Annotated in this window: 15 protein-coding genes; 5 read left to right on the forward strand and 10 right to left on the reverse strand. The window is 33.7% G+C overall.

Annotated elements, in window-relative coordinates; translation table 11 throughout:
• Window positions 1–241: 241 nt before the first annotated feature.
• Complete coding sequence (locus P3L40_RS09995) at window positions 242–472, reverse strand: helix-turn-helix domain-containing protein (protein WP_210853163.1); 231 nt, start codon at window positions 470–472, stop codon at window positions 242–244.
• A gap of 55 nt (window positions 473–527) precedes the next feature.
• Window positions 528–851 (reverse strand): helix-turn-helix domain-containing protein, encoded by a 324-nt coding sequence (locus tag P3L40_RS10000; RefSeq protein ID WP_004253408.1) that lies wholly within the window; start codon window positions 849–851, stop codon window positions 528–530.
• 823 nt (window positions 852–1,674) lie between these two features.
• On the opposite strand from P3L40_RS10000, the gene P3L40_RS10005 reads away from it, so the two are divergent.
• Window positions 1,675–2,031: an MmcQ/YjbR family DNA-binding protein gene (locus P3L40_RS10005; RefSeq protein WP_036957631.1), complete on the forward strand. Its 357-nt coding sequence runs from the start codon at window positions 1,675–1,677 to the stop codon at window positions 2,029–2,031.
• A gap of 47 nt (window positions 2,032–2,078) precedes the next feature.
• On the opposite strand, the gene tam is transcribed toward P3L40_RS10005, so the two are convergent.
• The 3 genes from tam to P3L40_RS10020 all read right to left on the reverse strand — a co-directional run bounded on the left by tam (window position 2,079) and on the right by P3L40_RS10020 (window position 4,332).
• Window positions 2,079–2,837 (reverse strand): trans-aconitate 2-methyltransferase, encoded by a 759-nt coding sequence (gene tam, locus P3L40_RS10010; RefSeq protein WP_094960460.1) that lies wholly within the window; start codon window positions 2,835–2,837, stop codon window positions 2,079–2,081.
• Window positions 2,838–2,904: 67 nt separating this feature from the next.
• Window positions 2,905–3,792 (reverse strand): PhzF family phenazine biosynthesis protein, encoded by an 888-nt coding sequence (locus tag P3L40_RS10015; RefSeq protein ID WP_004253418.1) that lies wholly within the window; start codon window positions 3,790–3,792, stop codon window positions 2,905–2,907.
• Window positions 3,793–4,122: 330 nt separating this feature from the next.
• Window positions 4,123–4,332, reverse strand: coding sequence for a hypothetical protein (locus tag P3L40_RS10020; RefSeq protein WP_004253420.1), 210 nt, complete (start codon window positions 4,330–4,332; stop codon window positions 4,123–4,125).
• A gap of 829 nt (window positions 4,333–5,161) precedes the next feature.
• Between P3L40_RS10020 and P3L40_RS10025 the strand changes: the two genes are divergently transcribed.
• The gene (locus P3L40_RS10025) at window positions 5,162–5,551 is read left to right on the forward strand and encodes a nuclear transport factor 2 family protein (protein ID WP_110591815.1); all 390 of its coding nucleotides are present in this window, start codon (window positions 5,162–5,164) and stop codon (window positions 5,549–5,551) included.
• A gap of 91 nt (window positions 5,552–5,642) precedes the next feature.
• On the opposite strand, the gene P3L40_RS10030 is transcribed toward P3L40_RS10025, so the two are convergent.
• Both P3L40_RS10030 and P3L40_RS10035 read right to left on the reverse strand, forming a co-directional pair.
• Complete coding sequence (locus tag P3L40_RS10030; protein ID WP_094960462.1) at window positions 5,643–6,485, reverse strand: MBL fold metallo-hydrolase; 843 nt, start codon at window positions 6,483–6,485, stop codon at window positions 5,643–5,645.
• Between the two features lie 207 nt (window positions 6,486–6,692).
• Window positions 6,693–8,345: a methyl-accepting chemotaxis protein gene (locus P3L40_RS10035; RefSeq protein ID WP_136135171.1), complete on the reverse strand. Its 1,653-nt coding sequence runs from the start codon at window positions 8,343–8,345 to the stop codon at window positions 6,693–6,695.
• Between the two features lie 357 nt (window positions 8,346–8,702).
• On the opposite strand from P3L40_RS10035, the gene P3L40_RS10040 reads away from it, so the two are divergent.
• Window positions 8,703–9,041, forward strand: coding sequence for a GlpM family protein (locus P3L40_RS10040; RefSeq protein WP_004253427.1), 339 nt, complete (start codon window positions 8,703–8,705; stop codon window positions 9,039–9,041).
• A 76-nt stretch (window positions 9,042–9,117) separates the two neighbouring features.
• Window positions 9,118–9,591 carry a hypothetical protein gene (locus P3L40_RS10045; RefSeq protein ID WP_227528966.1) on the forward strand — a complete coding sequence of 158 codons (474 nt, stop codon included), beginning with the start codon at window positions 9,118–9,120 and terminating at the stop codon, window positions 9,589–9,591.
• Between the two features lie 46 nt (window positions 9,592–9,637).
• On the opposite strand, the gene P3L40_RS10050 is transcribed toward P3L40_RS10045, so the two are convergent.
• Together P3L40_RS10050 and P3L40_RS10055 are read right to left on the reverse strand one after the other, a co-directional pair.
• Window positions 9,638–10,420 carry a class I SAM-dependent methyltransferase gene (locus tag P3L40_RS10050; RefSeq protein ID WP_094960464.1) on the reverse strand — a complete coding sequence of 261 codons (783 nt, stop codon included), beginning with the start codon at window positions 10,418–10,420 and terminating at the stop codon, window positions 9,638–9,640.
• An 85-nt stretch (window positions 10,421–10,505) separates the two neighbouring features.
• Window positions 10,506–10,997: an N-acetyltransferase gene (locus P3L40_RS10055; RefSeq protein ID WP_110591811.1), complete on the reverse strand. Its 492-nt coding sequence runs from the start codon at window positions 10,995–10,997 to the stop codon at window positions 10,506–10,508.
• A gap of 134 nt (window positions 10,998–11,131) precedes the next feature.
• Between P3L40_RS10055 and P3L40_RS10060 the strand changes: the two genes are divergently transcribed.
• The gene (locus tag P3L40_RS10060; protein ID WP_094960466.1) at window positions 11,132–11,476 is read left to right on the forward strand and encodes a DMT family protein; all 345 of its coding nucleotides are present in this window, start codon (window positions 11,132–11,134) and stop codon (window positions 11,474–11,476) included.
• Window positions 11,477–11,519: 43 nt separating this feature from the next.
• On the opposite strand, the gene P3L40_RS10065 is transcribed toward P3L40_RS10060, so the two are convergent.
• Window positions 11,520–12,671, reverse strand: a complete 1,152-nt coding sequence (locus tag P3L40_RS10065) for a pyridoxal phosphate-dependent aminotransferase (RefSeq protein ID WP_196731920.1) — start codon at window positions 12,669–12,671, stop codon at window positions 11,520–11,522.
• Window positions 12,672–12,710: the final 39 nt, after the last annotated feature.

The following is a 12,710-nucleotide window of genomic DNA, read 5'->3' on the forward strand; positions in this document are numbered from 1 at the left end:
TGAAATGCAGCGAGTTCGGTTACGCAATCATTAAACACATGTAATTTGTTACGTTATGTAATTAATAATGGGAACCTAAAAACTCCCTTTTTATGTCTTGGAAAATTTTTCTACAAAAATATAGAACTTGCTAAGTTTTACTCAACTTAATGGCTTAGTTTCAAGTCTAAGAATAAAGAAAATTATGGGAGGAAGGTTAAAAGGCTAGCAGGAGCAAGCCTTCTAACGCGGGAGATATTGTTTAATTTCTCAGATAAACATTTAAAAATACGTTTATATGTATATTAAATATTTTAGATATGATTATTAGATGATCTGCATAAATTGAAGTATTTCCACTTTCATATTCGTTATAATGGCTGTCTGTAATATTTAGACTATCCGCCATTTCATGAGCTGATATTTTTTTATTTACTCTAATGTTTTTAATATATTCACCAAGGTTCTTATTTCTTTGTGTGGTTTTTTTCATTATTATCTTTCTATCTATTATATTGGTGTTAGCGCAGTATTTTATTTAAATTTATTTACAGATAAAGGTATTGATTTCTACGTGGCAATGAATTTGAATATAAACGCAATCCTAAATTAATAATTTCGCCATCACTCTCTAGTTCTTTTAATAAAGAAACAAAGAAGGATTCGACACTAATATTTAATTTTATTAAAAATAGTAAAATTAGGCTGAATGATATAGTATTAATACCATTTTCGTAGCGTGAAACCTGCTGTTGGCTGACATGAAGTAATTTGCTTATGTCTTCTCCGGTCAGGTCATTTTCAATGCGTTTTTGTCGTAAATAATTTCCAATTAAGATGTTTACTTTGCTATTTAAAATAGCACGATCCATATTAACCTCTATAGTGAGTAAGAATTTTCTGAGATAAAAATTAGTCAAATAATAATATTAAGTACAATCGTTTATAACGCTTGATGGAATATTTTTCATCGGTATAAACGATTGATACGAAAAAATCAATCGTTTGATTTTATTTTTGTTTAGGCTTAATTTCATGATAAATAACAATTAATTTGATATTTCTTGTTTTTAAAATATTGCAAGACAAATGAAGCGGCAATTGCAAATACACGCAATAAGAGTATTTGTGGTTTCATTTTTTATGGTATCTTGAATATTAATTCCAATGATTAAATTATGCTTATTGTTTAGCATTTTATTTATTTTGTATTTACATTCGATTTTTCTTATTTAATTTATACATATAATAATATTATTGTTTACAACGTTGTATCATTTTTGAAATAAAATATTATCAATTGAAATATTTTGTTACAATATAACTGGTTTAATAGTGATAAAACAATCTAGAAAATTTTCTTATATGCTGATTTTATCGTAAATAATAATGTGCTTATATTAAATCTAGCCGCAATTATTTAGAGTATCGGCAGTGATTTTATATACTTGAGGAGATTAATTATGGAGGTTAAATTTTCACTTTATGTTTCATTATGAAACTATTTTTTGAGGGATACAATGGTGGAATTCATACAGCTATACTGTTTTTTAGTGATATATAACGTATAACTATATGCAGATACTGTGTAACCCGAAGTCACGCTTTTTGAAAAAAAAGGTAGTGAACTAGAAGAAATGCAATAGTGAGGATGGCTGATATGGCTGAAGCTCATTAATGAACTGGAGTGATAACATGAACCGAAGTGAATTGGTTGATTATATTCAGCATAATTATGGCGTGGATCCTGAGACCCCTTGGGGGAAGTTCCCTGAGTATATTGTTTTTAGGAGAAGAAATAACGCAAAATGGTTTGCAGTTATTATGCGCATTTCATCAAATAAATTAGATACAAATAAAAATGAAGAGATGGTTAATATCGTCAACCTTAAAGCTCCCCCTGAACTCATTGGCTCATTGCGGTTAAAAGACGATATTTATCCGGCATATCATATGAATAAAGAGCATTGGATTACGATAAAGCTGCCAGGGAGCCTTACCGATAGTGAACTCAAAGAGTTAGTCGAAGATAGTTATAAGTTAACAGCATAACAGTTTATTATATTGCACCCCATCCTTAGGGAAAGTTTCTATACTAGCTAGTTAAGTTTTTTAGCAATGATAAATAATCGAGGAAATGGCATTAAAACATAGCCATTATCTTGTTTTGGGTAAGTTTTTGTTAATAATTCATGATAACGTGCGAGAAATTGCTCTTTTTGCTTTTCATTTAAGTTTTCAAGGTAAGGCCTTAACCCTGTTGCTCTTAACCAATCAATGATTGAACCAATAGATGGCATGACATGGTAATAAGTTGTTTGCCATATATCAACAGAGCAGGTAGTAGCTGAAAGCAAATCATAATATTCAGTTATTGATAAAAGTGCTGTTCTATATACCGCAGAAATGGATTGCTCATTGGCTACTTTGCGCATTAAAGCATGCGTGGGTTCATTCCAATTATTTGGCATCTGAATGGCTAAAATACCGCCACTTTGTAGTTGGTTAACTAGGTGAGGAAATAATACCTTGTGATCAGGTAACCATTGTAAGGATGCATTGGCAAATATAAGGTCCTGCTTGGTTTCAGGAACCCAGGTTGCGATGTTCGCTTCTGTAAACTGGCAATCAGGAAGATTCTTTCTCGCTTCAACTAACATAGCGGGAGAATTATCAACTCCCATTATTCTTGCTAATGGATACATTTCACGAAGTATCTGAGTTGAATTACCGGGCCCACAACCTAAATCAGTTAAATTACATGCGTTAGAGACATGAATATGACTGAGTAAGTCGTATGATGGACGAGTTCTTTCCCGCTTAAATTGTAGGTACAAGTCTGGGTTCCAATCTTGCATGTGTGAGCCTCATTGTATTATTAGATGATTAAATCATAACCTATGGCTGAGCATATTGTATTTCTGGCTAAATATGAATTATTTGCGTACCCATCAGAACAGCTTGACCACCAACTTCTACCTGAATAATATTTTTTGTTTGCGAGTTAATTGTTACTTGAATTAATGACGGGCATCCCATTGCACGACCTTGTTCAAACAAAAAATGAGTTTCATTTGGTAAAACATAATTGACCAAATAGCAGCCAAGGGCTCCGCTAGCACTGCCTGTTGCTGATTCTTCATTTATTCCGTAGAGCGGTGCGAAATTTCGACAATGTGCTGTGGTCGAAGAGTTATGGTTTAGCTCAAATACATGAAAACCGATAGCTTTGAATTCACGACTTAGCCTTGCTATTGCCTCATAATTAGGCTGTAGCAAATCTAAATGACCAGTTTTAACTGGAATAATAATGTCGGGTAACCCTGTTGAAACTATCATGATAGGTAAGCCTGTTTCAGCAATAACTTCGTTAGTTATGCCAAGGGCTGTTGCTACTTCATTGATACTGGGCCCATTGCGTAAGGTTGGTAGTGTTTGCTCCATAACGATGTTATTTGGGCTAACAGACACGCTCAGAATACCTGCTTTGGTTTTTTGAGTGTAAAGCCCATCAGTAAGTTGCTTAAGTGAAGCTAAAGTAGAAAACACAGCTAATGTGGCATGACCACAAAAATCAACTTCACCTTCAGCAGTATAGAAATCTACTATAAAATCAGTTTCTTCGCCGTTATAGACAAATGCAGTTTCTGAAAAACCGACCTGCCGCGCAATAGCAATTTTTTGTGAAGTGCTGAGTTTTGGCGGGTTGAGGACAACACCTGCTGGGTTACCACCAGAATTATTTTGTGTGAAAGAATTGACAAGGTATACCAGGATAGCTTGCTCAACTGAATCGGTATTTTTATTTTGCATGGAGATCTTATTGATTGGTTAAAATTTAACAAGAAGTATAGACAATATATTAGCATTAACTCATTGTATAATAGAATAAATATAAAAAATCTATTGAGATAACATGATAGCGATGCAGAACTCAATATTATAAAGAGTTAAGTTGAAGTTGATTGAATATTTGATATAAGTTGGGTGATTTATTTTGATGCAGGTGAAAATAATTGAAATATATGCTGCATAAAATTATGCGGAAGAAATATACAAAACCCTTCAATACCCAGATGAATAGTAAAAATTTTTATTTATATGGCAATAAAACTTATTATTACCTAAGCTAGGTAATAAGCCTCAACCATTAGAGCAATGTTCAAAGCTATGTTTAAGTTGTTTAATAGCATATTTTTCTATGTCTCTTAAATTCATATTCATGGTATCCAACCCTTTGATATCCATTTTAAGTGTATGAGTGGAGTTGTCGTCACCGATCAAAGTTATATGCAAGCCTGTAACTTTTGTATTTTCTTCTAATATATTTACTTGAGTTAGATTAAATCGCATAAAAGTACCTTTTATGTAAATTATAATTATTAATTAATTTACTCTAATTGCATGTTTATTTCCTTTACAAATAGTTAAAAATTGTAACTGTCATTGTTCTTAAAATTATCATAATAAATATATAAATTTCTCACGATTTATTACTTAAGTTTAAGTTATGGAGACGTCATCACCTATAGTATCCATGATAGATACCTATTCCGTTGAATAATCGTCCGATTTATCCAATAAGATCTAGTGGGTAGCAAAATGAGGAAAATATCACTGGTTATTGAAGGGCGTTGTTTCTAAGGTATGCCATCATTTAGCAAAAAAAGCCCCTGCAAGCAGGGGTATCTAATGGAAATGTATATTTATAGTTATTGTTATAAGGTGCCTGTTGTTTAGATAGGCTATCAGATAATACCAGTGATTAAGGATTAATCCAAATCAGAGTAAGCATAAAATTAAAATAAATGTTTTACAGGGGGGCTTGCGTTTGAAATTACTAAGCAACTAATTGTTTTTTAATATTAATTTCTTTTTTTAGAACCTAATTCCAAGTGAGTGTAACTACATGATATCTAATGCTTATGATTAACTTATTGAGAATAATACATAAATCAAACTAAAGTTGGCGAGATGAATGTAAGGTTTTGACTGAATACAAAAACATAATAAGAGTAAAAACGAGTATTATTTTATAGATTATCTCACGGACAAATGGGAAATTATTGAAGTATAGTAAAGGAATATAATTAAAAAGATAATTAAATCGGTTTTGACTTGAAATATAAAATATTACTCCCATAACAGTTATAAATAATCTTTTTAATGTAAGGGATAAAAGATGACTAATGCACAGTGGGTAATACAAGCATTAAATGCGGTATTGGGTGAGAATATTGGTTCATTGCCTGTGGCTAAACAGTATTTTTCGGATAAATATATTCAAGTTGTTGATGGAAAACAAATTGATTTTAATGAATTTATTACACATTTGCAGGTATTGAAAGAAGCCACTGAGTCGATTGTTATTACTATTAAATCTATCGCAGAGGGGGATGGATGTGTTCATACTCAACATCTGGCAAAAGCCACTAAAAAAGATGGTTCAGTAAGTGAATTTGAGGTATTTGCTTGTTTTCAAATAGAAGATGGAAAAATTACCCGTTGCGAAGAATTAACAAGAATGGTTAAAGGTAATAATACTGATGAAGATTTAGGCTCAAGAACCTAAATCTTTATTGCTTGTACAATACTGAATACTACTATTGTAGGTAAAACCTATATTAAAACAAGGTTTTACCTTACTTCTATTCTATCTTATATTAACTTGGATAAATTAACTGTAATCCAGTACCAACTTCTTGTACTGGTGCATATTTTGCCAAATGTATTTTTGCGTTGAGATCTGTACAGTGGCATGGGTGTATAAATTTTATATCCTGCTGGTTAAAGTAATTACCTGTTTTTTCCAAAATTTCTTTTGATGCTTGCTGTAAATGAAATCCACCTATGACAGTGACAATATTATTTATGCCAGTTACATGCTTTGCATATTCAGTAATATTACAAATTCCAGAATGAGAGCAACCCGTTATTACAATTAGGCCTTCAGACGTTTTAATTGCAAGTGCTGAGTCATCAAACACATAGTCATCAATGATATTATGATTGAAGTCGAGTGTAGTACCAATTGGCTCTTTTCCCTCAAAACTATTGAGTCTAGGAATTTGGCCTAAAAAAATTATCTTTTCAGAAAGATAGTATGGTTTTGTCGCTTCTATACAATGAAAATAAGAAGCTAAAATGTCTTTAGATGTATTTGTCCCGATGACTTTAGATTGAAATTTTTTGGGAATTAGCGCATCCGGATGGTATATCAGGTGTTTAGTTTCAGGTGCTTCAATGTTACGGCGGTCAAAGTGTTGAATTAGGTGACCTAAGCCCCATGTATGATCATTGTGGCCGTGAGAAAGCACCAGGTCAGTAATATCGGCAAGATCAATATGTAAAATATTCGCATTATCAATAAATATATCTGAATAACCTGTATCGAATAATATTTTTTTATCATCAGCTTCGATATAGTAGCAAACACCGGGTTCACCACAAAAATAACTATCAATCAGGGTATTATTATCTACAAGAACAGTAATTTTTATTGTCATCATGAGCTCATGTTTAATAGAAGTAATCGTAATCTGTTGTATCAGATAAACAGTAACAAATTACTAAATGGCGATAAAATATAATTATAAAAAATGAGGAAATGAGAGGAATACGAGAAAATTATAAAAAAGGTCGGAGGAGACTATCGAGAGTCAACCTCCTAAATAAATTGCGATATAAGCTTATACATTGCTAGGCAAATTTTTTTACTTCTTTACTTCTTGTTGAATTTCATCACCTGTTTCATGGGGATTGGTTGGCTCTGTATGAAAAATAGACATAATATCTTCTAATAGATCTGATTGAGCTTCTAAAGCTTTTAAGGATGATTGCAACTCACGAGTCATAGCTGCATTCGCTTGAGTGGTGTTATCTAATTCATTGATTGCTAGATGTATTTGACTCACCCCATGGGTTTGTTCATTTGAGGCAAGCGCAACACTTTGGATCATTTCATTGATATTAGATGTGTCTTGTGCAATTGAAACGATATTGTCATTTGCATCCGCTGCTAATTGGAAACAGTGGTTAATCTTATCATTTGAATTATTAATCAATAGCTTGATTTCTTTGGATGCTTGAGTACAACTAATTGATAATTCGCGCACTTCATTTGCGACGACCGCAAACCCTTTGCCATGTTCACCCACTCTGGCAGCTTCTACAGCGGCATTCAATGCTAATAAATTAGTTTGAAAAGCAATATTATCAATGGTTGAAGTGATTTTACTGATTTCTTTTGAAAAATCGACGATATCATCCATGTTTTCTACAACATCAGAAATAAGTTCATTGCTTTTTTCAATGGTTACACTTGTCTCTGACATCAATTGGCACGATTGGTTGGTGTGAGCTGTATTTAATTTAAACGATGAATCGAGTTCTTCGACACTGGCTGCGGTTTCGACAATTGCCGCGGCTTGTTGATCTGCTCGAATAGAGAGGTCGTGATTCATCTGAGTGATATCTCCGAGCTCAACTTTTATATGATGAGTGTTGTCATAGATATTTTTAACGATATCAATCAGCTTACTTTGCATATTAGATACATGCTGTTTAAGTAATTTAATTTCATATAAACCTTTGTTATCAAAGGTATGATATAGAACGCCATGGCTAACTTTCTCAATACCATCAATAACTTGGTTTAGTGGGCGAATAAAGAAAAGCTGTAGAATAAATCGAATAAATAGAGTCACGAGGATAACGATTGAGATAGTAACGATTAAGCCAATCAAACTTTGCTTATACAATTGCTCACTTGCAAGAGCAATATCATGATAATTACTATTTAACTGTTGATGATAATTAACGTAGTTTTTCTCAAATGTATCTTGAAACCCTTGAGTAGGTTGGTTTAAAAAGTCATATGTTTTTCCTTGAACTAAAAATACAGAAAGTTCATTCAATGCAGCATATAACGCTCTATATGATTTTTCTAGTTCAGCAAATTCATCACCGTTTTTATAGATTGAGGTGGATGTGAATGCATCCCAATAGTTTCCTGTTTCTGTTATTTTTTTATGATAAAACTCGATGAGGCTATCTATGTCAGTGTTTGATGTTTTCATCTTGTTGATAACCAATAAATGACGAGAGCTAGCGCGATTCAATGTGTTACGTGCTTGTAATAAAGATTGCCACGTATTGTTCAGTTGTGTTTGTTCATTATAAATAGTGTCGAGTTTGGATAATGTCTCTTGATATTGCTTTAAAGAACTAAAGAAAAACCAACAGGTTGAAAGAAGAAGGACGATGAGCAGGCCTGAAATAAACCAGACTAGAGTTGTCGTTTTAAAACCAGAAAAAGAGAATTTAGCTGAACTAAAATTAATTTTTTTTAAATTACCAGACATCATTGATTATTTCCTTTCATACCATCGAGTAGTATGTTTGCACGCATACTAAGTACGACTTCTAAACATAACGTGATTAACCATGAGCAAATCGAAGTTGTCCAATAGCTAAAAAGTTATATGTAGTCACGCGGAAGCATCAGGCGTAGGGACTAAATGAATGTATCGGCACTAACTCTGGATACTTTATATCCAACAATTTGACTTAGCTCATAAAATTGAAAGTAATTAAGGGGTTTTACTGATCGAGAGAGAATGGGAGGAAATAATTGTTGTACATTGCTACTTAGAATACAGTTAATTTACGAATTATTTGTGATAATAATAGTCAACCTTTAAAACTTTGGCTTTGAGTGCGGTATGCTTTCTTTATTCTTTAAATGCCTTTTAGGCGCTTTAGCTGTATTGATTATTGCACTGTTTTCGCGTAGTAAAATTTACTATATTGCAGGTTTAGTTCCATTATTTCCTACATTTGCATTAATTGCACATGTTATCGTTGTACAAGAACAAGGCACAGAAGCACTAAGAAAAACGGCATTGTTTGGGTTGTGGTCACTCATCCCTTATGCAATGTATTTATTAACGGTATATTTGCTAGCAACGAAAATGACGGCTTGGGGAAGTTTAAGTATTGCAACTGTTATTTGGATAATAACAGCAGCAATATTGGTTTATATATGGCAACTCACTCAATAAATAACATAGGGAGAAATAATTAACTGTAAATAATGATAAAACTAAACTATCACGATAAGCTGATAGCTTAAGCCTTATGGGTTATAGTCGCAAAAATCTAAGTATTAACTATAATGATAAGCAGTGTTTTCCATTGAGTTTTACAGTTAAAATGTTATTAAGAACCTTGGTATTATTATTAGTTGCTGGTTGCGCGTATATTGCAGGAATTATGACTGAAATTAAACTTGATCCTGAGTTAGATACTGAAGGTCGAGTGAAAAGTTCTGTCGAAGATTTTCTTGCTTACCCCTCAGCTGCAAATTATAAAAATGTTCAATACTATGTATTGACCAAAAGTGAAGAGGGGGATGAAACTGGCTATTATTGTGGCGAAGTCTTTGGTTTTGAAAATGAATTACCCCATGGCTATAAAAGGTTTATCGTTAGACTCCATAAAAATAGAGCTGGCAAGGTAATGATATCCATTCCTTTTGTAGAAAAAACAGATGATATTATTCCCGCAGAGCAATTTGAATCTGTGTGGGACAGGTATTGTAAAAGAAGCTAATTTAATATAGCTCGTTGAGTGACAAACAAAACGAGCACCAATAATATTAATTTGTTTTAACTGCCATCGTTGCTAGGAATGTGGGCAGATAATTATCAACGACAAATCGTGGATTAGGTTGCCAGTCTTCTTTAAAGCCAGTGATATAAAAGCCTACCTTTATTTGCCCCCCAATAAGATCTGTTAATGAGTGACCGAACACAAAAGCTTCTCGCCTTGCTTGCTTTTGCGCTATTTGCTCTATTGATAGGGTAGATAGCTCGGAGTACGGCATAGTATGACTTGGTTTTATTATGCCTTGCTCATCATATCGCTTATCACGTTCTCCAATGAAAACAACAGGATTAAAAAAACTGGATAACAGTCGTCCATTTGGTTTTAAAACACGGTAGCATTCTTGCCAGACCGGGTTAACATCTGGAATATACAGGTTAGAAATAGGGTGAAATATTATATCAAATGATTCATCCGCAAACATGTGTAATGAGCGCATATCACCTTGAACAATCTCTAATGTTAAATTATCCCTTTCTGCCACCATTTTGTCTTGCTCAAGCTGTTTTTGAGAAAAGTCAAAAACAGTCACATTCGCCCCTGCGGCAGCGAGTACTGGAGCTTGTTGTCCTCCAGCAGAGGCTAAGCAGAGAATTTTTTTATCTTTTACATCACCTAACCAAGCGTCATCAACAGGAGTTGGAGTTAGATGAACCTGCCACTTTCCTTTTTTAGCTTCATTGATAGTTTTGGAATCAACGGGGGTTGACCAAGCAAGTTGCGATTCTGCTTGTTTATCCCATGCTTTTTGGTTGGCACTCATGAAATCTGTCATAAAAAGACCTTCTGCATACAATAATTTGTCACAGTGTAGCAAAAAATGAGCAAATTGAAATAAAAATGTACCAGTTAGTACATAATTAATTTCCTACCATTAAATGATATGAGGTGCCATTAAATTCAAAATTAGTGACATTACTCATTCCTATCTTCTTATGTGCAAAAAGGGACCTAAGATTATCTGCATTGATAAATGCAATAGGCTTTCCTTGGTTATACGAACATACGCTATCAAAAAGGATCTTTAGAATATTTTTTCCTCTATAATTTCTATCAATACAAACAGGGCCATAGAACCAATTATTCTGTATAATTTCCGTATGCTGTTTAATGATCAAATGTGCTATAGCGGGTAGGGATGAAGAATGAGGATCAAAGCTAAATACGACTGCGATAATTTTATTTCCATCTCTGGCTATAACAGTAGTTAGACTCCCTGAAAACATAGCGTTGACTTTAGCTTGAGGATATTCACCGAGTAACCCACCTTGTTGGGATTCAGAATTAGATTGCAATAATTGAGCCACAGCAGGACAATCTGATTGTGTCATTAATTCATATTTAATATTCATTATTCCCTCGTAATGATTGCTAAATACGTTTAAATTTATGATATGAAGAGTAGCGGGATTTGTGGGAGCACATTGTAATGTGTTACTTCTAACCCCATAATATCGGTTATTTATTCTTTGTCTATTGAATCAGTATGTTAACTAAATTTTATCCAGTATTTTTACTTGTTATTTCAAATGTATTTATGATGTTTGCTTGGTATGGGCATTTAAAATTTACAACAAAGCCACTGTATGTTGTTATTTTCTTTAGCTGGTTAATTGCATTGGTTGAATACTGTTTTGCGGTGCCAGCTAATCGGTTAGGGCATCAGTACTACAGTGCAGCTGAATTAAAAACAATGCAAGAGGTGATAACACTCTGTGTTTTTGTTCTTTTTTCGGTGTTGTATTTAGGTGAAAGTTTTACCATTAATCATTTAATAGGTTTTATTCTCATTTTTGCGGGGGCCTTTTTTATATTTAAGGGGCCATTTTAACAAAAAGAGCAGTTTGAGCTGCTCTTTTTGAATTTGACTTAGTTTATACCCATCCTTTTTCATGGAATTGTTTCAGTATTACAACAAATTGCTGCATTTCCTCGGGGGTTCCTAGCGTTAATCTATTCCAGCCAACCGCTGGTGGAAATTCACGACCTACCATGACATGAGCATCAGCCATACGTTGTTGATAGGTTTTTACGTCCCCTTTAACTTTATGGAAAATAAAATTAGCCTGTGATGGAGCATATTCCAGCCCGATTTCGTTTAATGCTTTTTCTACGATTTTTCTCGATATATCGTTGGATTTTAGGCTGTATTGAATAAATGATTTATCCTTTAGTGATGCAATCGCAGCAACCGCCCCTGCTGTATTAGTATTATCAATAGATAAAAACGTATCTACAGCAGCAATAATTTCGGGAGTTGCGACCCCATAGCCGACTCTTAAGCCTGCTAAGGCAAAAATTTTAGAGAAGGTACGTGTGACAATCAGGTTGTTTTGACCTTTTTTGACTAATTCAATAGCACTTGTAAAGTTCGGGTCTTCAACAAACTCAGCGTAAGCTTCATCAACGATAAAAAATGTGTTGTCAGAGTCTTTACTCAGCCACTTATCAAGCTGGCTATAAGGCGTGATCATTGCCGTCGGATTATTTGGGTTACAAATATAGACCATTGATAAACCATCAAAGTCATTAGCGGCTTGTTCCATTTTTGCTAAGTCAAATGATAAATCGGTTTTTAAAGGAATTTTCGTTATCGTCACCCCTAATGGTAGGGAGTATAGCTCTGCATAATTGAATGTTGGGTCAGGTGTGACGAGCTGAATATTGATACCCCGTTTCTTCGCTTTATTTGCCAACATCGCGACAGTGGCTTGAATGGTTTCAGATGAACCATTGCCTATACTAATGTTCTTATCGGATAAACTGTATAGCTCACCAATATTCTTCTGTAATTCAGCACGAGCATCATCAGGGTAGCGGAATGCATTAGGTAATGCCTTAATGATAGCTTCTTTAGCCTTTTCGGACATCCCTAATGAGTTTTCATTGAAATTCAATAGTAATGGGTGTTTTTCACTCGGCAAGACAATGTTACTATTTTGTGCAACCGCATGATTAAACAATGAATTAAGCGCAAGCCCACCAGCCACTAATGAGCTGGATTTAAGAAATGAACGACGATCCATAGTTATTCCCTGAAATTATTATTTTTGAATGTATTAGAT

Source organism: Providencia sp. PROV040, from assembly GCF_032706145.1.
GTDB lineage: Bacteria > Pseudomonadota > Gammaproteobacteria > Enterobacterales > Enterobacteriaceae > Providencia > Providencia hangzhouensis.